The sequence below is a fragment of the Nocardia lasii genome (assembly GCF_042658545.1).
In the GTDB taxonomy this organism is placed as follows: Bacteria; Actinomycetota; Actinomycetes; order Mycobacteriales; family Mycobacteriaceae; genus Nocardia; species Nocardia lasii.
In genome coordinates, this window is the sequence record NZ_JBHSQN010000003.1 from 57,220 (window position 1) to 78,431 (window position 21,212).

Annotated in this window: 12 protein-coding genes; 6 read left to right on the plus strand and 6 right to left on the minus strand. The window is 69.1% G+C overall.

What is annotated here, in order from left to right; all coding sequences use genetic code 11:
* The first annotated feature begins 97 nt into the window (after positions 1-97).
* From ACFP3H_RS08080 to ACFP3H_RS08100, 5 genes are read left to right on the plus strand one after another with little or no spacing between them, the layout of a single operon-like run.
* Entirely contained in the window at positions 98-13,984 is a 13,887-nt protein-coding gene (locus ACFP3H_RS08080) for an amino acid adenylation domain-containing protein (protein WP_378602617.1), read from the plus strand.
* Complete coding sequence (locus tag ACFP3H_RS08085; RefSeq protein WP_378601836.1) at positions 13,981-14,985, plus strand: ATP-binding cassette domain-containing protein; 1,005 nt, start codon at positions 13,981-13,983, stop codon at positions 14,983-14,985. The genes ACFP3H_RS08080 and ACFP3H_RS08085 overlap by 4 nt, the downstream gene beginning before the upstream one ends.
* Positions 14,982-15,800 carry an ABC transporter permease gene (locus ACFP3H_RS08090; RefSeq protein ID WP_378601839.1) on the plus strand — a complete coding sequence of 273 codons (819 nt, stop codon included), beginning with the start codon at positions 14,982-14,984 and terminating at the stop codon, positions 15,798-15,800. The genes ACFP3H_RS08085 and ACFP3H_RS08090 overlap by 4 nt, the downstream gene beginning before the upstream one ends.
* A complete protein-coding gene (locus tag ACFP3H_RS08095; protein ID WP_378601842.1) occupies positions 15,800-16,588 on the plus strand; it encodes an ABC transporter permease in 789 nt (262 codons plus the stop codon). Before ACFP3H_RS08090 ends, ACFP3H_RS08095 begins: the two co-directional genes overlap by 1 nt.
* Before the next feature lie 47 nt (positions 16,589-16,635).
* The gene (locus tag ACFP3H_RS08100; protein WP_378601844.1) at positions 16,636-17,712 is read left to right on the plus strand and encodes an ABC transporter substrate-binding protein; all 1,077 of its coding nucleotides are present in this window, start codon (positions 16,636-16,638) and stop codon (positions 17,710-17,712) included.
* On the opposite strand, the gene ACFP3H_RS08105 is transcribed toward ACFP3H_RS08100, so the two are convergent.
* Both ACFP3H_RS08105 and ACFP3H_RS08110 read right to left on the minus strand, forming a co-directional pair.
* On the minus strand, positions 17,709-18,152 hold the full coding sequence (locus tag ACFP3H_RS08105; RefSeq protein ID WP_378601847.1) for a hypothetical protein: 444 nt from the start codon (positions 18,150-18,152) through the stop codon (positions 17,709-17,711). The two genes, ACFP3H_RS08100 and ACFP3H_RS08105, sit on opposite strands and share 4 nt — an antisense overlap.
* Positions 18,149-18,442 (minus strand): helix-turn-helix transcriptional regulator, encoded by a 294-nt coding sequence (locus ACFP3H_RS08110; RefSeq protein WP_378601850.1) that lies wholly within the window; start codon positions 18,440-18,442, stop codon positions 18,149-18,151. The genes ACFP3H_RS08105 and ACFP3H_RS08110 overlap by 4 nt, the downstream gene beginning before the upstream one ends.
* Before the next feature lie 100 nt (positions 18,443-18,542).
* On the opposite strand from ACFP3H_RS08110, the gene ACFP3H_RS08115 reads away from it, so the two are divergent.
* Positions 18,543-18,947: a hypothetical protein gene (locus ACFP3H_RS08115; RefSeq protein WP_378601853.1), complete on the plus strand. Its 405-nt coding sequence runs from the start codon at positions 18,543-18,545 to the stop codon at positions 18,945-18,947.
* A 60-nt stretch (positions 18,948-19,007) separates the two neighbouring features.
* On the opposite strand, the gene ACFP3H_RS08120 is transcribed toward ACFP3H_RS08115, so the two are convergent.
* From ACFP3H_RS08120 to ACFP3H_RS08135, 4 genes are read right to left on the minus strand one after another with little or no spacing between them, the layout of a single operon-like run.
* Entirely contained in the window at positions 19,008-19,646 is a 639-nt protein-coding gene (locus ACFP3H_RS08120) for a hypothetical protein (protein ID WP_378601856.1), read from the minus strand.
* A gap of 6 nt (positions 19,647-19,652) precedes the next feature.
* Positions 19,653-20,159, minus strand: a complete 507-nt coding sequence (locus ACFP3H_RS08125; RefSeq protein ID WP_378601859.1) for a hypothetical protein — start codon at positions 20,157-20,159, stop codon at positions 19,653-19,655.
* Positions 20,159-20,890, minus strand: a complete 732-nt coding sequence (locus ACFP3H_RS08130; protein WP_378601862.1) for a hypothetical protein — start codon at positions 20,888-20,890, stop codon at positions 20,159-20,161. The genes ACFP3H_RS08125 and ACFP3H_RS08130 overlap by 1 nt, the downstream gene beginning before the upstream one ends.
* Complete coding sequence (locus ACFP3H_RS08135; protein WP_378601865.1) at positions 20,887-21,210, minus strand: type VII secretion target; 324 nt, start codon at positions 21,208-21,210, stop codon at positions 20,887-20,889. The genes ACFP3H_RS08130 and ACFP3H_RS08135 overlap by 4 nt, the downstream gene beginning before the upstream one ends.
* Positions 21,211-21,212: the final 2 nt, after the last annotated feature.

A 21,212-nucleotide genomic window follows, 5' to 3' on the forward strand; every position in this document is an offset into this window, starting at 1 on the left:
CGCAGCGGCGAGTACTACCTCCCCGGTAGTTACCCGACGGTCGGGACACCCAGGTGAATTCCCCAGCTCCAGACATGAAAACGCAGGTCCGCTCATGATGCAGCCCGTTTCGCATGCGTCGGATTCCGTCGCAACCGAGGGCCCTTTCCCCCTGTCCGCCGCCCAGCGCGGGATCTGGTTCGCCCAGCACATCGCCGGCGATACCCCCATTTCCATCGCGCAGTACGTCGAGTTGTCCGGCGCGATCGAGCACGCGCTGCTCACCGACGCCGTCCGACGGACCGGGCGCGAGTTCGGCACCGGCTATCTGCGCCTGGTCGATCTCGACGGGCAGCCGCATCAGCTCGTCGACCTGTCCCTCGACGACGACATCGCCGAGCTGGACCTGCGCGACCGCCCCGACCCCGAGGCCGCCGCGCACGCCTGGATGCGCGCGGAGTACTCCGCGCCGCTGGACATGATGAACGACCGTCTGGTCCGGTTGGCGATGCTGCGGGTCGGCGAGGACCGCTGGTTCTGGTACTCGCGCATGCACCACATCGTGCTCGACGGCATGGGCGCGTTGGCCCTGGTGCAGCGCACCGGCGAGCTCTACAACGCCGCGCTCGAGGGCCGTGAGCCGCCGCGCTCGAAGGCCGAGCCGTTGCAGAAGATCGTCGAGGCGGATCTGGCGTACCGCACCTCCGATCGTTTCGCGACCGACCGCGAGTACTGGCGTGAGCACCTGGGCGGCCTGGCCGATCCGGTCACCCTCGCCGGCCGCGAGGCCGAGGTCGACGCGCACCCGCGTCGTATCTCCGGCGCTCTGCCCGCCTCGACCACCGCCCTGTTGGATTCGGTTGCCGCAGCGGTCAATTCGGGCGTCGCGCCGACCGTGGTAGCCGCGTTCGGCGCCTACCTGGCCGCGATGACCGGCGCGGCGGAAGTGGTGTTGAGCCTGCCGGTTTCCGCGCGGACCTCGGCGACGCTGCGTCGCTCCGGCGGCATGCTCGCCAATGTCGTGCCGCTGCGGGTGCGTCTCGACCCGACCACGACCGTCGGTGCGTCGATTCTGGCCGTGCAGGGCGAGTTGACCGGGGCGTTGCGCCGGCAGCGCTACCGCCAGGAGGACATCGTCCGCGATCTGGGCTGGTCGATGGACGAGGCGGCCTCGTTCGGTCCGGCGGTGAACCTGATGATGGTCGACACCAAGATCGCGCTCGGCCCCGTGGTCGGGCGGCTCCATGTGCTCACCTCGGGCCTGATCGACGACCTGTTCGTGAACCTGTACCCCGGTGTGGGCGGCGAGAGCACCCATATCGACCTCCAGGGCAACGCGAATCTCTACAGCGACGCCGACCTGGCCGCCCATCACGCGCGGTTCCTGCGGTTCCTGCACCGTTTCCTCGTCGCCGGTCCCGACGCGCCGCTGTCGACGGTGACCGTGCTGTCCGAGGCCGAGCAGGCGCTGTCGGTGCCCGCGCGCGGTCCGGTCGGGGTCGCCCCGCGCACCCTGCCGGAGATTCTCGCCGCCGGCGCCGCGCTCGACCCCGACGCGGTGGCGCTGCGCTGGGGCGTCGACGACACGCTGAGCTATCGCGAGGTCGACGAGTACACCAACCGGCTGGCCCGCGTGCTGATCGCCGCCGGCGCGGGTCCCGAACACGGTGTCGCGCTGTCGATTCCGCGTTCGGCGGAGTCGGTGCTGGCGACCATCGCGGTGGTCAAGACGGGCGCGCCGTTCGTGCCGATCGACCCGACCTATCCCGATGACCGGATCACCCACATGATCGACGACAGCGGCGTGGTCATCGGCGTGACGGTGGCCGAGGTGCGAGAGTCGTTGCCCGACACCGTGACTTGGCTTTCGCTCGACGACTCCGCGCTCGCGGCACAGTCCGGCGCGCCGATCACCGACGCCGACCGCACAACCCCGATCCACCTCGACCAGGTCGCCTACATCATCTACACCTCCGGTTCGACCGGCCTGCCCAAGGGCGTGCTGGTCTCGCACCGCGGCTTGGCCAACCTCGCCGCCAGTTCGGGCGCCGGATTCGGGGTCGACGCCGACTCCGTTGTCGCCCATGCTGTTTCGCCGAGTTTCGATATCTCCGTCGAGGAGATCGTGGTGACCCTGGCCGCCGGCGCGACGCTGGCCGTGGTCCCGCCGTCGGCGTACGCGGGCGAGGAGATGGCGCAGGTCTTGCGCACCCATCGCGTCACCCACCTCAATGTCACGCCGGCCGTGGTCGGTTCGCTCGATCCCGCGTCGCTGCCCGACCTGCGCACGATCGTGGTGGGCGGCGACGCCTGCCCGCCGGAGCTGGTGGCGAAGTGGGCCGGGCGTTCGCTGATCAACGGCTACGGACCGACCGAGACCACGGTCACCACGACGTTGAGCGAGCCGCTGGTTCCCGGTGCGCCGGTCACCATCGGCAGCCTGGTCGGCGGGGTGTCCGGGCTGGTCCTCGACCCCTGGTTGCGGCCGGTTCCGGCGGGCACCGTGGGTGAGCTGTACCTCGCGGGTCCGGGGGTGGCGCGCGGGTATCACCGGCGTAGCGGGCTGACCGCGAGTCGGTTCGTGGCGAATCCGCTCGCGCCGGGCGAGCGCATGTACCGCACCGGCGACCTGGTGCGGTGGAGCCCGGCGACGGGAACCGACACCGTGTCGACGAAGCGGGCGGACCGTGTCGTCCTGGATTACCAGGGCCGCAGCGACTTCCAGGTCAAGGTGCGTGGTTACCGGATCGAGTTGGGCGAGATCGACGCCGCCCTGGAACGGATCCCGGAGGTCGATTTCGCGATCACCCTGGGTGTGGAGTCCCCGACCGGCGCGACCGCGCTGGTGTCCTATGTGACCGGCACCGACATCCATCCCGAGGCCGTGAAAGCCGCTGTCGGCGAGAGCCTTCCGGCCTACATGGTGCCGTCGGTGGTCATGGTGCTCGACCGGGTGCCGTTGACGCCGCTGGGCAAGGTCGATCGAAAGGCCCTGCCCGCACCGGATTTCACCGCGCGGGTGGCAGCGAGCCGCGCCCCCTCGACCCCGCGCGAACAGGCCCTGGCCGCGCTGTTCGCCGAGGTGCTCGGACTCGACACCGTCGGCGTCGACGACAGCTTCTTCGCCCTCGGCGGGGACAGCATCGTCTCCATCCAGCTGGTCTCGCGCGCGAAGGCCGCCGGGATCTCGTTCAGCGCCCGCGATGTCTTCGAACGCAAGACCGTCGCCGCGCTGGCCGCCGTGGCCGAGGCGACCGAGGTGCACGTGGTCGACGAATTGCCCGGCGGCGGAGTCGGTTCGATCGAGCTGACCCCGATCGTGCACGCGATGCTCGAGCACGGCGACACCTGGGGCCGCTACGGCCAGGCCGTCCTCATCGGCCTGCCCGCCGACTTCGACCGCGCGGCCCTGACCGCGGCTGTTCAGCCCCTGCTCGACCACCACGACCTGCTGCGCTCCTCGCTGCGCCACACGGCCGACGGCTGGGAATTCGTTGTCGCCGAACCCCATTCGATCGACGCCGCCACCCTGATCGAAGTGGTCCGTGCCGACACCGACGAGGCCGTCGAACAAGCCCTCCAGGACGCCGCGGACTACCTCGACCCCACCGTCGGCGCGGTAGCCCGCTTCGTCCTCCTCGAACGCCCCGACGCCGCACCCCGGTGCTGGCTGGTCCTGCACCACCTCGTCACCGACGGCGTCTCCTGGCGAATCCTGCTGCCCGACTTGGCCACCGCCGCCTTCGGTGGTGCGTTGGACCCGGTCGGTACGTCCTTCCGCCGCTGGGCCCACAGCCAGGCCGAGAACGCCGCCACCCGCACCGCCGAACTACCCACCTGGCAGCGCATCCTCGCAACACCCGACCCGACCTTCGCCCGGTCGAACCCGCCCACCACGGACTCCGCTCCGACGGACACGCCCGTTGCGGCCTCTCCCGAGCCCGCTCGGGTCGACAACCCGACGGCCACCGCATCGCCGGGCACCCCGGCCGACGACGTCTCCACGGCATCTACGTCGACCTCGCAGCAAGCAGCGGACAGCGAATCGGCACCCGACCTGCGTCCCGCCGTCAGCGCGCCCCCGGTCGGCGACGCGGCACGACCCCGCTCGTTCGACCCGGCGCTCGACGTAGTCGCCACGATGGCCCAGTGGCAGACGACGGTTCCGTCCGCCCTCGCGCAGACCGTCCTCACCACCGTCCCCGAGCAATTCCATTGCGGCGCCGACGATGTGCTGCTGGCCGCGCTCGCCATGGCGGTGTGCCGGTGGCGCGAACGCACCGAGGTCCTGCTGACCCTCGAGGGCCACGGCCGCAGCGAATCCCTGCTGCCCGGCGCCGATGTCGCGCGCACCGTGGGCTGGTTCACCAGCGTCTACCCGGTCGCCCTCGACCTGACCGGTCTCGACCTCGCCGACGCGTTCGCCGGCGGTCGGGCAGCGGGTTCGGCGATCAAGGCGACCAAGGAGCAGTTGCGCGCGGTCCCCGATCGCGGCGTCGGTTTCGGCCTGCTGCGCTACCTCGACGCCGACACCGCCACGGCCCTGGCCGACGCCCCCACTCCGCAACTGAGCTTCAACTACCTCGGCCGAGCGAGCACCAGCGACCTCCCCTGGCTCCCCCAGCGTTTCGCCGCGACCAACGACGACCGCGCCCCCCTGGCCGCCGTGGTCGACATCAACGCCGTCCTGACCGACGCGGGCCTCGAGGTCACCTGGGCCTACGCGAGCCGACTACTCGACGCAGCCGACGTGCGCGAACTGGCCGAGCTGTGGTCGCAGGCCCTGACCGCCCTGGCCGAGCACGCGGCAACCGGTGACGCCGGCGGCCGCACCCCCTCGGACTTCGCCCTGGTCAGCACCGACCAGCCCCAGATCGAACGCTGGGAGCACGCGTACCCGAATCTCGTTGACGTCTGGCCGCTTTCGCCGCTGCAATACGGCCTGCTCTTCCACGCCCTCTACGACTCCGACACCGCCGACGGCTACACGGTCCAGTCCCTGCTCACCCTCGCGGGCACCGTCGACGCCCCCCGTCTGCGCGCGGCGGCCCAGGCTCTCGTCGACCGCCACGAGAACCTGCGCGTCGCCTTCGTCGAAACCGACGACGGCCCCCGCCAACTGGTCCTCGCCGACGCCGAACTCACCTGGCGCGAAATAGATCTCACCGACGCACCCGAAGGCGAACTCGCCCGCACGATCGAACTCGACGCCCTGACCCGCTTCGACCTCACCCGTCCCCCGCTGCTCCGCTTCACCCTGATCAAGACCGACCACGACACCTACCGCCTCGTCATGACCAACCACCACCTGGTCCTCGACGGCTGGTCCACACCACTGCTGGTCCGCGAACTGCTCGCCCTCTACGTCACCGCGGGCGACGCCTCGATGCTGCCGCCGGCCCGCTCCTACCGCGAGTTCCTGGCCTGGCTCGACGACCAGGACGCCGACGCCTCCCTCGCCGCCTGGAAGCAGGCCATGGCCGGCATCGACACCCCGACTCGCGCCGTGCCCACGCTGGCCGGGATCGAGTCGCCCGAGACCGCGATGCTCTCGCGCGACCTGTCCGCCGAGACGGTCGCGACGCTCGAATCCGCCGCCAGGGAGGCCGGGGCGACGGTGAACACCCTGGTCCAGGCCGGGTGGTCGATGCTGTTGGCGATGCTCACCGGCCGCACCGATGTCGTGTTCGGTTCCACCGTGTCGGGTCGCCCGCCGGAGCTGCCCGGGGTCGAGGAGATGGTCGGGCTGTTCATCAACACCGTCCCGGTGCGGGTGCGGCTGGATCCCGCCGAGAAGGTGTCGGACCTGCTGGCGCGCGTGCAGGCCGAACAGGCCCGGCTCATGGACCACCAGCACGTGGGCCTGGCCGCCATCCACCGCGCGGTCGGCCTTGCCGAATTGTTCGACACCCTCACCGTTTTCGAGTCCTACCCGATCGACCGCGAGGCCCTCTCCCAGGCCCTCGACATCGCCGGCATGCGCGTACTCGACGTCGAGGGCACCGACGCGACGCCATATCCGTTGAACCTCATGGTCATTCCGCTGCGCGGTGACACCGGCGACGCCCTGCGCATCACCGTGAAATTCATGGCCGACCAGCTCGCCCCCGACGCGGCCCAGTCCCTGCTGGACGGTTTCCTGCGGCTCCTCACGAGCCTGGCCGAGAACCCGCACGCCCTCGTCTCCCAGCTCCAATACTGCGGCGACACCGAATTGTCCACGCTCGCACCGGTTCACGGCGCACCGTCGCTGCCGATGCGCACCCTGCCCGAGGTCCTCACCGCGGGCGCGCGCCTCGATCCCACCGCCATCGCGGTCAGCTCCGGTGACCTGCGGATGAGCTACGGCGAACTCGACGCCTGGTCCAACCGTTTCGCGCGCGTGCTGCTCGGGCGCGGGATCGGCCCCGAGGTGTTCGTGGTGCTGGCGCTGACCCGGTCACTGGAATCGGTGGTCGCGGTGTGGGCGCTGGCCAAGACCGGCGCGGCGTTCGTGCCGCTGGATCCGAGCTACCCGGTCGAGCGCATCGAGCACATGCTCACCGACTCCAAGGCCCCGATCGGCGTCACCGTCACGGCCACCGGCGAGACGCTGCCCGGTTCGATCGACTGGCTGCTGCTCGACGACCTCAACACCATGCGCCGCGCCATGCTGGTCTCCGACGCCCCGATCACCGACGCCGAACGCGGCGGCCCGATCGACATCGACCACACCGCCTACCTCATCTACACCTCCGGTTCCACCGGCAAACCCAAGGCCGTGCTGCTCAGCCACCGCGGCCTGGCCAATCTCGTTGCCACCCAGCGTGACACCCTCGCCCTGGATCCGTCCGCGAGCGCGCTACAGGTGGCCTCGCCGAGTTTCGACGCCTCGGTGTTCGAGATGCTGACCGCGCACGCGGCGGGTGGTCGCCTGGTGGTCTCGCCGCCGGAGGTCTACGGCGGCGGCGAACTCGAAACCCTGTTGCGCACCGAGCGCGTCACCCACGCGGTGATCACGCCCTCGGCGCTGGCGACGATGGAGCCGACCGACCTCACCGATCTTCGGGTGCTCGCGGTCGCCGGTGAGGCGGCCACGCCCGAGCTGATCGAGAAGTGGTCGGCGGGCAGGCGGATGGTGAACCTGTACGGGCCCACCGAGTTCAGCATTTGGGCCACCGGTCCGGCCGAACTCGTCGCGGGCGAACCGGTCACGATCGGCGGCCCGGTTCGCGGTGCGGCACTGGTGGTGTTGGACGGCTGGTTGCGGCCGGTGCCGGTGGGCATCGCGGGAGAGCTGTATCTGGCGGGTCCGGCGTTGGCGCGCGGGTACTTCAACCGGTTCGAGATGACCGCGAGCCGGTTCGTCGCCAACCCTTACGGCGCGGCCGGGGAACGCATGTACCGCACCGGCGACATGGTGCGCTGGGTGACCGGGAACGACGGCACTCTCGCGCTGGAATACCTGGGCCGCAGCGACTTCCAGGTCAAGATCCGTGGTCTGCGGATCGAACTCGGCGAGATCGACGCGGTGCTCTCGCGGGTCGAGGAGGTCGACTACGCGGTGACCATCGGCCGCGAGGGGCCCGCCGGCGCGACCGTGCTGGTGTCCTACGTGCTGCCCGTGCCCGACGCCGACCTGGACTCCGAGCAGTTGCGCGCGCGGGTCGCCGCGGAGCTGCCCGGCTACATGGTGCCGTCCTATGTCGTTGTCCTGGAGGATATTCCGCTCACCCCGGTCGGCAAGCTGGATCGCAAAGCCCTGCCGATCCCGGACTTCTCCACCGCCCAGCACACCTACCTCGCCCCGCGCACGCCGATCGAGCAGGCCGTCGCCGACGTGTTCGCCGAGGTCCTCGGCAGTGAGCGCGTCAGCGTCGACCAGTCCTTCTTCGAACTCGGCGGCAACTCCCTGAGCGCGACAAAGGTTGTCGCCCGGGTCAATTCGACCCTCGGCGCCGGCATCGCCCTGCGCGACCTGTTCGACGCCCCCACCGTCGCCCAACTGTCCGCCCGCGTGGTCCCCACCGCCGACGGCACCCCCGGCCGCCCGGCCCTGGCGGCCCGCGTCCGCCCCGACCGCGTCCCGCTCTCCCCTGCACAACAACGCATGTGGGTGCTCAACCAACTCGACCCGGAGTCCTCGGCCTACAACATCGCCATCGCCCTGCGCCTCACCGGCGACCTGGATGTGCGGGCCCTGCGCGCCGCCCTCGCCGACGTGGTGGAGCGCCAGGAAACCCTGCGCACCCGCTACCCCGCCGATGCCGAGGGCCCCCGCCAGGTCATCGTGGGCCTCGACTCGGCCACCCCCGCTATGCCGGTGCTCGACATCGAAGACGGTGCGCCCCTGCGTGATCGAATCAACACCCTGACCGCCACCGGCTTCGATCTCACCCGCGAACCCCCACTGCGCGTCAGCCTGTTCCGCCTGACCGGCACGCCAGCGAACACGGCCCACGACAGCGCACGCGGTTCCGTCAGGTCGACGCAGGCCAACGGCTCGCGTGCCGACCATCCGGGCGCCGCCATCTCCGCTGTCACAGATCAGGCCGCGTCCGGCACCCCGATCGACGCGGACGTGCACGGTGCAAGCCCGGTCCGCAGTGCGCAGGTCGGCGATCCGGCGGGGCCGCGCGAACACCACACGTTCGCCGCGAACCCTGGTTCCGGCGACATGAGGTCCATACAAGGCTCGTCACCGGCCGACTCCCGTGACCCCGAAGCTGGTGTCCCGGTGCACGTTGTCGTGCTCGTGGTGCACCACATCAGCGCGGACGGCGCGTCGATGGCACCGTTGGCCGCCGACCTGGTGACTGCCTACTCGGCCCGGGTCGCGGGCGCGGCACCCACCCGAGACCCCCTGACCGTCCAGTACGCCGACTTCGCCCTGTGGCATCGCGAATTGCTCGGTGGCGGCCCGGACTCCGTTGCCGCACAGCAGATCCAGTACTGGAAGGACACCCTCGCCGACGCCCCGGACGCCCTGGAACTCCCCTCCGATCGCCCGCGCCCCGCCGTGCAGTCGATGCGCAGCGACGATGTCGACTTCGCCCTCGACGCGCCAACCCACCGCGCCCTGATCGACTTCGCCGCCGCCAACAATGTCAGTGTCTTCATGGTGGTCCACGCCGCCCTCGCGCTGCTGCTGTCGCGGCTCGGCGGCACCACCGACATCGTCATCGGCACCCCCATCGCCGGCCGTGGCGAAGCCGCCCTGGACGAACTCGTCGGCATGTTCGTCAACACCCTGGCCCTGCGCACCCCGGTCGACCCCGGCACCGACTTCCGCGAGCTGCTCGCCACCGTGCGCACCACCGACCTCGATGCCTTCGCCCACGCCGACGTGCCCTTCGAACAGCTCGTCACCGCCCTCGATCCCACCCGCTCCACCGCCCACCACCCCCTGTTCCAGGTCTCCCTGTCCCTACAGAACTTCGTGGAACCCGTCCTGGAACTCCCCGCCCTGCGCTTCGAGGTAGAAGACTTCGACCGCCACTCCTCGGCCTTCGACCTCACCCTCGACCTGCGCGAACGCTTCGGCGACACGGGCCCCGACGGCATCGACGCCGTCCTCACCTACGCCACCGACCTCTTCGACGCCACCACCGCCACCACCTTCACGACCCGCTGGCGCCAGATCCTCACCACCATCCTCACCAACCCCGACACCCGCCTCTCCGACATCGACATCCTCACCGAACCCGAACGCGCCCAACTGATCCCGACCGCCACCCCCGCCACCACAGAACCGATCACCCTGGCCCACCTCCTCACCACCACCGCAACCACCCACCCCGACCGCCCAGCCCTGATCTCCCAGTCCACCCCAACAACCACCGCCACCCAACCGGGAACCCAGACCAGCGCCGACAACTCAACCGACACAGCGGTCTCCGCCGACTCGACAGGCACTACCCGTTCCGCACACCCGGCCGACTCGACCGTCCGCAAACCCACGATCTCGACGGCTGACATCCTCACCTACCGCGAACTCAACGCCCGCGCGAACCAACTCGCCCGCCTCCTTCTCGAATCCGGCGCTCACGCCGAAACCGTTGTCGCCCTCGGTCTCCCCCGGTGCCCCGAACTCCACACCGGCATCTGGGCAACAGCGAAGGTCGGCGCCGCGTTCCTCCCGGTAGACCCGAAGCACCCGGCGGACCGCATCGAGCACATGCTCACCGATTCCGGCGCCCGCGTCGGCATCACCCTCGCCGCCTACCGCCCGCACCTGTCCGATTCCACCCACTGGCTGGTCCTGGACGACCCCGCCATCGAGACCCGCCTGGCCACCACCGACGCCACCGATCTCACCCCGGCGGAACTCCCGACCCCGATCCGGACCGAGAACCCCGCCTGGATGATCTACACCTCCGGTTCCACCGGCACCCCCAAGGGCGTCACCGTCACCCACCGCGGCCTCGCCGATCTGATCGCCGCCCAGCGCGCCGACCTCACCCTCGACGAGCACGCCCGCGTCCTCCAGGTCGCGTCCCCGAGCTTCGACGCGTCGATCTTCGAGGCGCTCATGGCTTTCGGCTGCGGCGCCGCGTCGGTAGTCGCGCCACCGGACGTCTTCGGCGGCGCCCCGCTGGCCGCGTTGATCGCCGCCGAGCAGGTGACCCACATGGTGATCACCCCGTCCGCGCTGGCGACCATCGACCCGGCCGACGTGTCGAGCCTGCGCGTCCTGGCGGTCGCCGGTGAGGCGGTCGGCCCCGATCTGGTCGGGCGCTGGTGCGGCGGAGCAACGGACCGAACGATGATCAACCTGTACGGTCCGACCGAATACACCATCTGGGCAACGGCTTCCGCACCCCTGTCGGCCACCGAACCGGTCACCATCGGCACCCCCATCCGGGGCGCGCGGGTCCTGGTCCTCGACGACCGCCTGCGCCCGGTCCCCGTCGGCGTCGCGGGTGAGCTGTACCTCGCGGGCACCGCCCTCGCCCGCGGCTACCACGCCCGCCCCGCCCTGACCGCCGCCCGCTTCATCGCGAACCCCTTCGGCCGGCCCGGCGAACTCCTCTACCGCACCGGCGATCTGGTCCGCTGGACACACGTATCCGACCACACACCGCCAGCCGAGAACTCCGCGCCGACCGCACCAGACCACCGCGTCCGGGAGGGCGATCCCCACCAACCCAGCACCCGCACCGGGCACCTCACCCTGGAATACCTGGGCCGCACCGACTTCCAGGTCAAGGTGCGCGGCCAACGCATCGAACTCGGCGAGATCGACGCCGTCCTCAGCGCCATGCCCGGCGTGGATGTCGCTGTCACCCTGGGTGTTCCGGGCCCGACCGGCGCCACCGCCCTGGCCGCCTACCTCGTGCGCCTGCCCGGCGCCGACCTCGACCTCGCCCGCATCCGCGCCGAGGCCGCCGACACCCTGCCCGCCTACATGGTCCCCACCTCCTTCACCGTCCTGGACGAGATCCCCATCAACGCTGTGGGGAAACTCGACAGAAAGGCTCTCCCCGCACCGGTTTTCGTCACCGAGGACACCCCCTACCGCGCCCCGGAGACCCCCACCGAATGGACCCTCGCCGAGATCTACGCCGACCTCCTCGGCCGCGACCGAGTCGGCATCGACGACTCCTTCTTCGCCCTGGGCGGCGACAGCATCCTGGCCATCCAACTGGTCACCCAGGCCAAGCAGCGCGGCGTGCACTGCACCCCGCTCCAGGTCTTCGAGCACCGCACCGTCGCCGCCCTGGCCGCGATCGTCGACGCCACCGACACCGTCGAAGCCCTCGCCGAACTCCCCGGCGGCGGCACCGGCGACCTGCCGCTCACCCCGATCGTGCGCTACATGATCGAGCGCGGCGGCGATTTCGACCGCTTCGCCCAAACCGCCGTCCTCGATCTGCCCGTCGGCCTCGACCGCACCCGGCTCGTCGCCACCCTCACCGCCGTGATCGACCGACACGACATGCTGCGCGCCCGCCTGTCGCAGACCGAGGACGACTGGGCCCTGCGCGTGGCCGAACCGGGTTCGATCGAGGTCGACGCCCTGGTGCACCGCACCGCCTACGACACCACCGACCCGATCGAACTGCGCGAATACGCCGCCACCGCACTGGATTCCGCGATGAACCGGCTGCGCCCCGCCGACGGCACCGTCCTGCAATTCGTCTGGCTCGACCCCGTGGGCGAGGCCGACCAGCACACCCACCCCGGCCGCCTGATCATCGTCGCCCACCACCTCGCGATCGACAGCGTGTCGTGGCGAATCCTGGTGCAGGACTTGATCACCGCGTGGGCGCAGGTGTCGGCGGGCACCGCCCCGACCCTGCCCGAGATCGGCACCTCGATGCGACGCTGGTCGCACGCCCTGACCGAACAGGCCGAACACCGCCGCGCCGAACTCCCGTACTGGCAGTCGGTGGTCGAGGGCCCCGACCCTCTCCTGGGCACCCGCCACCTCGACCCCACCATCGACCAGGGCCACACGGTCCGCCGGCTCGAGATCGAGGTCGACGAGAACACCACCACCGCCGTGCTCACCACCCTGCCCCGCCTGTTCCACGGCACGGTCACCGACGCGCTGTTCGCCACTCTCGCACTGGCTCTGGTGCGTTGGCGGGCCCGCCGAGGGGTGAACGAGTCCTCGGCCCTGCTGCGCCTGGAAGGCCACGGCCGCCAGGAAGAGGTCGTGCCCGGCGCCGACCTGTCACGCACCATCGGCTGGTTCACCAACCTGTACCCGGTCCGCCTCGACCTGTCCGACATCGATGTCGAAGAGGCGTTCGCGGGCGGCCCCGCGATGGGCGCGGCCATCCGCCGAGCCAAGCACGACCTGCTCGCGGTCCCCGACAAGGGCATCGGCTTCGGCCAGCTGCGCTATCTCGATCCTGCAGCGGCCGAACAGCTTCCGACCCGCCTGCCGGGCCAGATCTGCGTCAACTACCTCGGCCGCCACACCTCCGTCGAAACCCCCGCCGGCCTCGAGGGTCTCGGCTGGCTCCCCACCGACGCCCTCGGCGACCTCGACGCCGCCGAACACCCCGAGGTCCCCGTCATGTCCGCGATCGACATCAACGCCATGGTGGTCCACGACCGCCTGGCGGCCGACTTCGGTTACGCGTCAGAGCTTTTGAATCACGACGAGGTCGCCGAACTCGCCGAGCTGTGGGTCGAAGCCCTCGAGGCCGCCGCCCGATTCGCCGAAACCCCGGCAGCCCACCAGCTCTCGGCAGAGGAAGCGAAACCCACCACCGGCCCCACCGGCCTCGGCCTGGACGTGCTGCTCCCCATCCGCCCCGACGGCGACCGCCCGGCCCTGTTCTGCGTCCACTCCTCCTCCGGAATGTCGTGGAGCTACCTGGGTTTGGCCGAACAGCTGCGCCCCGGCCGTCCCATCTACGGCCTGCAAGCCCCCGACCTCAGCGGCAAGGAACCCTCCGTCCGCTCCATCGAGGAATTCGCCGCGCGCTACATCCGCGAGATTCGCGCCGTGCAACCGAGCGGCCCCTATCACCTGCTCGGCTGGTCCTACGGCGGCCTGATCGCCCAGGCCATGGCCGTGCAGCTGAAAGCCGAGGGTGAGCGGGTCGGGGTGGTCGCCCTGCTCGACACCGACACCGCCGATATCGACGGCGACAGCATCGAACGGCTCTCGGCGGGCGCCTTCATCAACACCTTCGGCGCCATCTTGGGCATCGACGACGTCCCCGCCGACGCCACCGCCGAGCAGGCCGCCGACCTCATCACCGCCCGACTCGGCGGCGTGCGACTCATCGACGCCGCCACCATCGAGCGCATGGCCGGCTCCTACAACGCCTCCGCGGGCACCCGCACCGGCTACCGACGCCCCGTCTACCACGGCGACGTCCTCTACATCAGCGCCACCGTCGACCCCGCCGAATGGATGGGACCGCACGGCTGGCGACCCTACGTCACCGGCACCATCACCAACCACGATGTCGACGTCACCCACGACGAACTGACCAATCCCTATGCACTGTCGGTGATTTCGCCGGTGCTCGATGACCACTTGGAAGCAGGAGACCGCACATGAGCGTCGAGAACACCCTCGTGCAACCCAGCGCGCGCACCGGCGGCGGCGTCGTGGTCGACGGAATCGAGAAGTCCTTCGGCGACGTACACGCCCTGCGCGGAGTCGATTTCGTCGCACCCCCCGGTGAGGTGCTCGGCATCCTCGGCCCCAACGGCGCGGGCAAGACGACCATGGTGAACATCCTGTCCACCCTGATCACTCCCGACGCGGGCACCGCCGTGGTGGCCGGCCACGATGTGGTCACCGACCCGGCCGCCGTGCGCAAATCCATCATGCTCACCGGCCAGTACGCCGCCCTCGACGACATGCTCAGCGGCTACGAGAACCTCGTCATGTTCGGTCGCCTGATGGGCCTGCGCAAACCCGCCGCCCGCGCCAGGGCCAGGGAACTGCTCAGCGAATTCGACCTGGAGAAGGCCGCCGACCGGCGCGTGGGCACCTACTCCGGCGGGATGCGCCGCCGCATCGACATCGCCTGCGGCCTGGTGGTGCGCCCCGATGTCGTGTTCCTCGACGAGCCCACCACCGGCCTTGACCCGCGCAGTCGCCAGGGCGTGTGGGATCTGGTGCGCGGCTTCAAATCCGCTGGCATCACCACCCTGCTCACCACCCAGTACCTGGAGGAGGCCGACGCGCTCAGCGACCAGATCATCGTGATCGACCACGGCGTGGTGATCGCCTCGGGCACCGCCGACGAACTCAAACACCGCACCGGCGGCAGCTACTGCGAGATCGTGCCGCTGGACCTCGAGGGCCTGCCCGCGATCATCGCCGCCCTCGGTTCCCTGCTCCCCGCCGAGAACGTGGCCGCGTTGACCCCCGAATCCGACCGCATCACCATCCCCGCCCCCGACGGCGCCAAAACCCTCGCCGAGGCCCTGCGCCGCCTCGACGACGCCGGGGTCGAACTCGTCGACATCGCCCTGCGCCGCCCCTCGCTCGACGACGTGTTCCTGCAGCTCACCGGCCACCTCGCCACCGCCGAACAGGTCCCGTCATGACCACGGCCACCTGGCAGACCCACGCCAGGGCGACCCCCGACACCATCCAGCAGTGGTGGGTCCTGACCACCCGCCTGATCATCCCCTCGCTCAAATCCGGCGAATTCCTGGCCTCGGTCCTGGCCCCCGCCGCCTTCACCGCCAGCTTCTACATCCCGCTGAAAACCGTGATGACGTTCTCCGGCAACGGTTTCAGCAGCTACGCCCAGTACATGATGCCCCTGGTCATCCTGCAGGCCGCGGCCTTCACCGCCATCTCGGCCGCCTTCCGCTCGGCCACCGACTCCGTCGCGGGCCTCAACCGCCGCTTCGGTTCGATGCCGTTGCGTCCGCTGGTCCCGGTCGCGGCGCGCATGTCGGCCAACCTGTTCCGACTGCTGATCTCGCTGGCAGCCGCCGTCGCCGCCGGATACGTGATCGGCTTCCGGTTCCGACTCGACGCCGCCCACACCCTCGGCTTCCTGCTGTTCTCCCTGCTCATCGGCCTCGCCCTGACCCTCGGCGCCGACGTCATCGGCACCCTGTCCAAGAGCCCCGAAGCCACCTCGCAGGCACTGGTGTTGCCGCCGTTGATCTTCGGCATGCTCTCCACCGGTCTCGCACCGGCCAGTCAGTTCCCGGAGTGGATCCAGTGGTTCGTCCGCAATCAACCGGTCTCCCAGTTCGCCGTCGGCCTGCGCGCGCTCGCCGGGGACACCAAGGGCAACGCCGGGACCGTGAGCTGGTCGCTGATGGGCCCGTCGCTGCTCTGGATCGCCGCCATCATCGCGCTCTGCCTGCCCGTCGCCATCCGGCTCAGTTCGAGGAGGGCCTGATGGCCGACTACACCGAGACCTCCGCGGTCTCGCTGCTGCGCAGCACCCTCATCCAGACCGAACGCCTGCTGGTGCGCTGGGCCCGCAACCCGATCACCCTGCTCGAGACCCTGCTCATCCCGTGCCTGCTGCTGGTGATGCTCGACATCGTGGTGGGCGGCCAGATCGAGAAGTTCACCGGCGAGGACGCCCTCTACGGCTCGGTCCCGATGGTCGCGCTCGTCGGTGCGCTGTCCGGGGCGGTCGCCGGCGGGGTCCTGCTCGGCCGCGAACGCGACTCCGGGCTGCTGGCCCGCTTCTGGGTGCTACCGGTGCATCGCGCGTCCGGGTTGGTGGCCCGCATCCTCGCCGAAGGCTGCCGCATCCTGCTCGGCACGCTGACGGTCGTGCTCGTCGGGTTCGGGCTCGGCTTCCGCTTCCACCAGGGACCGCTGGCCGCGCTGGTGTTCCTGCTGATCCCGATGCTGTTCGGGCTGGCCTTCGCCACCATCGTCACCGCCGTCGCGGTCTACTCCGCGAAAGCGTCGCTGGTCGAGGGCATCACCATCCTGACCTCGCTGATGATGTTCTTCAGCACCGGGTTCGTGCCGCTGGTCGCGTTCCCCACCTGGATCCAGCCGGTGGTGCGCAACCAACCGATGTCGGTCGCCGTCGACACCATGCGCGGACTGTCCGACGGCGGCCCGATCGCCCGGCCGCTGCTGCTCACCCTGGCCTGGTCGGGTGCCGCGATCATCCTGTTCGCCGTGCCCGCCGCCATCGGGTACCGGCGGGCGAGTCGCCGGTAGTCGGCCCTCGTCACCGGCGCCGGTGCGCACGCGTTACCCTCGTGCGCATGCCGGTGAGCGCCCGAAACCGCACCCGAAACCGCCGCACCGCCGCCGTTGCCTCGCGCGGTGTCGTCGCGGCCGCCGCGCTGCTGTGCGCGGCGCTGGTCACCGCGGGCTGCGCGGACAAACACGACGACGCGAGCACGATCATCCGCACCACCACCAATATCGCCGGTGCGGGCGTGGTCGGCGCCGACCGCGACACCGCGACCGCGTGCCCGCTGCCCAGTGCGCCCGATTCCGGTGCGCCCCGGTCGGTGACCCACACCGCCGGTGTCACCGAGGTGCCCGCCGACCCGCAGCGCATCGTCGTGCTCACCACCTCCGCGCTCGACGCGGCCTGCGCGCTGGGCCTGTGGGAGCGGGTCGCGGGCGCGGTCACCCTCGACGGCGACCGCCCGCAACCGATGTACCTGGGCTACGGCGTGCTGAAGGTGCCCTCGGTCGGCCCGCTCGGTCAGCCCGATCCCGCCCGCATCGCCGAGCTGAAACCCGACCTGATCCTCGGCGACATCGCCCCGGCCGCAGGCGGTTACGACGCCCTGAGCGCGATCGCCCCCACCGTCCTGATCGGCGACGGCACCAGCTGGCAGTCCGATTTCGCCGCCTACGCCGCGGGCATGAACCGCAGCGCCGCCGCCGACACCGCCCTGCGCGACTACCTCACCCAAGCCCGCGACCTCGGCCCCGCCCTCAACGCGAGCCAGTCCCAGGCCTCGATCCTGCGCTTCACCCCCGACACCATCGAGGTCCAGGGCACCGACACCTTCGCCGCCCAGATCCTGTCCGACGTCGGCGTCGCCCGCCCCACCGCCCAGCGCGGCCCCTCCTTCGACATCACCGAAGCCGACCTGGCCACCAAAGCCGAAGGCGACATCATCTACGTGATGTTCGACGGCCCCGACGGCGAAGCCAACGGCAAAAAAGTCCTACGCTCCGACCAGTTCACCGAACTCGGCGCCGCCACCGACAAACGCGTCTTCGCCGTCGACGACAAAATCTGGCACACCACCGGCCTCACCGCCGCCCACGCCATCCTCACCGACCTCCGCACCAGCCTCAACGGCTACGTCACCGACTAGATCTGGCCAACCGGTGGGTGATCGCCCAGGTCCCGCCGACCACCAGCAGGGCGAACAGCAGCAGTCCACCGCCGAACGCGGCGATGATCCAGAGTAAGTAGCACGGCACGCCCGTCGAAATCGACGCTGGAAGCCAGGCCGTTCAGCACGACATCGACTGCGGCGAACTCCGTTCCTTCCCTTGGGAATTCCCCACGAAACTGCTGCCCCGTGGCGCGCTCCTCGACCGGTGGATCACCACCGCCGACACCCCCTCCAGCCAAGGCGCGAGCGCTCTCCCGGTAACGCCCGACGGGGCCGGGAATTGATATGGACAGCGGCGTGAAATTTCCGGACAGCTCATCAGCGTAGCGGAGCCGCATTCCGCGGCGGCCGGTGCGCTGAATGTCGCCGATGACGCGGCCGTTCATGACTACGTGCAGAGTGTGCTCGTCGGTCATTGCTGCCTGCCATCGAGGAGGGCATCGAGATCGATGGGTTCGTGATCGATACCGGGCGCGGGGGTCGGTGCTCGCTGGGACAGTGTCACCGAGACTCCCAGCTCGGAAATCACCCGCATGACCATGTCCAACGGTGCGGAACTCTTCTGCCCCGCCTCGAACGCGTTGAGCCATTGGCGACCGACATCGGCCAGCGAGGCCAGCGCCTGCTGAGTGATGTCCTCGGCGATCCGCGCCTCGCGCAGCGCCGGGCCGAGGTCGTCCGGCCGAAACACCTCGATTGTCGCCATACAGCGACAATACGTGATTGCTATCATGGCGCACAGCGATCCATGACAACGCCCCCGTTCGGCGTCGTTGCTCCGCCGCCCAGCGCTCGAGGAGGAAAACATGGCTCAGCACTCCGAGAACCAGGTCCCACCCGCGTCCGACAACGCCGCCGATCTCGACCTGCCATGGGCACCCCGCGACCACAAGTGGAGCGGCCCCAAAGCCGAGCACGACGCCCTGAAATGGGCCGACGGCGACGCCCTCAAGATGGCGAGCATCTACCTGTACCGCAAGCCCGGCGGCAACCCGGCGACCGAGGCCGACTACAAGTTCCCCGTCGCCGACATCGTCGACGGCAAGCCCACCCTGGTCTTCCACGCCGTAGCCAACGCGGCTTCCCGCTTGGGCGAGGCCGACATCTCCGAGTCCGACCGCAAACAGGTCGAACACCGCATCGGCAACCTCTACCGACAGGCGAGCAAAGCCTTCGACGACCCGTCCTTGCGCGCGCCCTGGGATCGTTGAACCTCCACACCGACCCTGCCAGCCCCTGACCGGTGCGATGGCGAGGGTGACGCGGTGCGACTATCCCGCGCTGTCGTCTCCCACATAGCGCCGGTGCGCCGCGTCCAGCGCGGTCACGAAGTTCGGGTGGGCGGTGACGACAGCCAACCCGCGATCCTCGGTGATCCTGAGAGTGCCGACATCGACCGCCCGCCGACCGAACCCCATCGCGACCGTTCCCGCGATCGCGGCACCGACCAGGAAAATGGCGAGCGACAGTACCAATCCGGATCCTTGCGATTCCTCGGCAAAGAAGGCGATGAGGACACCGAACTGCGCGAAGGCCGCGAAGGCGACCCACAGGCACGTCCGGCGTGCGCTCACAAACCGCCGATATCGGCGGCGGCACTGCTCGCAGAGCGGCCACGCGCAGCGCAGCCGCGCGTCGGGCCACTCACGATGACGCGAACTGAAGGGCTGCGAGTCCTTGGGTGCCCGAGTCCGGAAGAAATAGTTCCCGATGGTGTGCTCGAGTAGGTCATCATGCAGCGACGAGTAGCTGAAGAAATGCTGACTTTCACTGTATTCCACCGCCGGTGCACCGTGTGGAACACAGACAGCGGGAAACCGCAACAGCGGCACCACCCCGGCGAACATCGGGAACGACAGGTCGTCGACAAGGGCGATCCACCCTTCAGAGGGTCCTGTTCTCTCGCTCATTCCGTGCTAAACCAACCATCCCCGGTCGTTCGCATCCCGAAAATAGCGGTCGTCCTCATCGAAGTCGTCGGACGGTCCCACGAGTCGGTCGCGATTCGGCTTCCGAGTCCCCGGCACCACCGGCCTCGAATCGGTTTCTCCGGTAAAATACCCCGTGCGGCCCAGTTCATCCCGTTCAAAATCAGCCACCGGGGTCGAATCCGGCTCTGGCACGATATTGCGATAGCGCTCGAGCACTGCTTCACCCCCAGCCGCGAGGGCCCGTAACTCGGTTTCTGACTTGGCCGCCAGTTCCTGGCCGACGCCCTGCACAGCCGGATCGACCAGCGCATTGAAGCCATCGCACAGCATCAGGCTGTGTAAACTGGCTCGGCCTGCGGATATCTCACCGATCTGCTGTTTGAGATCCACGTCCGTCGTATTAGCCGCCAGGAACTTCAGGGCATCCCCGAGCTGACGTGACAGTCCGACGTCACCGCGCGCCGCATCGATCATCACTTCCGGCTCGCGCATCACACACTCACCCCGGCGTGCTTGTATCCACTTTCCGGCAGTTCGATGAGCTTGGTGAAATCTATGTCTGCCTGAAGAGCTTCCACAAATCCGGCGGCAGCCTGGACTGTGGTGAATATCTTGCTGAGGAATCCGACTATTTTATAGATCGCCAGCCCTAGTCGAACTACTTGCGCCGCTATTACAGCGTCGACACCGAGGGAGGCCGGCGCGGCGACTACGCTGCTCTTCGAGGCAATGGATGCCGCGATGAGCGCCAGTATGACGACGCTAATGTCGATTGCCTCTTGCACGGCTCCAGCAGCGAGCGCCGCCAGATTATACGAGGCGGACGCGCACTTAGCGATCTCATCAGAAATACCGTTGAGCGTTTCTACCTGAGCGGACAAGGTGGTTGCCAGCGTCGAGAAATACTCTCCCGCGTTGTCTGCCGCATTACCTTCCCACCCATTGCGCATAACCGCTGTCGCAACTTCGATCGTTGATGCCAGATCCTTGTTGTATTGCGCCAGATTCGCAACAGCCTGTCCCGACTTCTGCAACTCCGACCAGTCGCCAGCCAGATCGTTTGTTATCAGCGCCAACAGATCGAACGACGTCAACGTCATTATAAGATAGTTGATCCGATAGGACAGCGAAACTCCATTACCATTTATCACGAGCTCTACGAGATCCGGGATAGGATCGGATTTCTCCGGCGTCACGAGATTTGCTACGGGCTGATCACTCATTGTGCGGCTCCAGGATAGGTTCGATCGAGCGCCGCCGCAGACTCATAGTCGGTGGTCTTGTACATGGTCGCGGCATTGCCCAGCTGTATCGATGATCCGGAAATGACCCGGCTGAGCCTGGCGTAATTGGCGATCAGGTCCCGCTCCAGACTTTCGAGTGCCACGGTCACATGCGACAGAATCTTTCCACCGGCATTTCCGGATGGACTGACCCATTCCTTGACATAGTTCTCCGCCCGGATGTTCTCCCCGGCCAGAGTTGCCAACTCGTCAGCCATCGAACTGAGAGCCGCAGGCTCGACCTTCAACGGTTTGGACATCT

Excerpts from the sequence above, each read along its gene's own strand:
- ACFP3H_RS08080 (WP_378602617.1), top strand. The coding sequence starts at position 98 with ATGCAGCCCGTTTCGCATGCGTCGGATTCCGTCGCAACCGAGGGCCCT.
- ACFP3H_RS08085 (WP_378601836.1), top strand. The coding sequence starts at position 13,981 with ATGAGCGTCGAGAACACCCTCGTGCAACCCAGCGCGCGCACCGGCGGC.
- ACFP3H_RS08090 (WP_378601839.1), top strand. The coding sequence starts at position 14,982 with ATGACCACGGCCACCTGGCAGACCCACGCCAGGGCGACCCCCGACACC.
- ACFP3H_RS08095 (WP_378601842.1), top strand. The coding sequence starts at position 15,800 with ATGGCCGACTACACCGAGACCTCCGCGGTCTCGCTGCTGCGCAGCACC.
- ACFP3H_RS08100 (WP_378601844.1), top strand. The coding sequence starts at position 16,636 with ATGCCGGTGAGCGCCCGAAACCGCACCCGAAACCGCCGCACCGCCGCC.
- ACFP3H_RS08105 (WP_378601847.1), bottom strand. The coding sequence starts at position 18,152 with ATGACCGACGAGCACACTCTGCACGTAGTCATGAACGGCCGCGTCATC.
- ACFP3H_RS08110 (WP_378601850.1), bottom strand. The coding sequence starts at position 18,442 with ATGGCGACAATCGAGGTGTTTCGGCCGGACGACCTCGGCCCGGCGCTG.
- ACFP3H_RS08115 (WP_378601853.1), top strand. The coding sequence starts at position 18,543 with ATGGCTCAGCACTCCGAGAACCAGGTCCCACCCGCGTCCGACAACGCC.
- ACFP3H_RS08120 (WP_378601856.1), bottom strand. The coding sequence starts at position 19,646 with ATGAGCGAGAGAACAGGACCCTCTGAAGGGTGGATCGCCCTTGTCGAC.
- ACFP3H_RS08125 (WP_378601859.1), bottom strand. The coding sequence starts at position 20,159 with ATGCGCGAGCCGGAAGTGATGATCGATGCGGCGCGCGGTGACGTCGGA.
- ACFP3H_RS08130 (WP_378601862.1), bottom strand. The coding sequence starts at position 20,890 with ATGAGTGATCAGCCCGTAGCAAATCTCGTGACGCCGGAGAAATCCGAT.
- ACFP3H_RS08135 (WP_378601865.1), bottom strand. The coding sequence starts at position 21,210 with ATGTCCAAACCGTTGAAGGTCGAGCCTGCGGCTCTCAGTTCGATGGCT.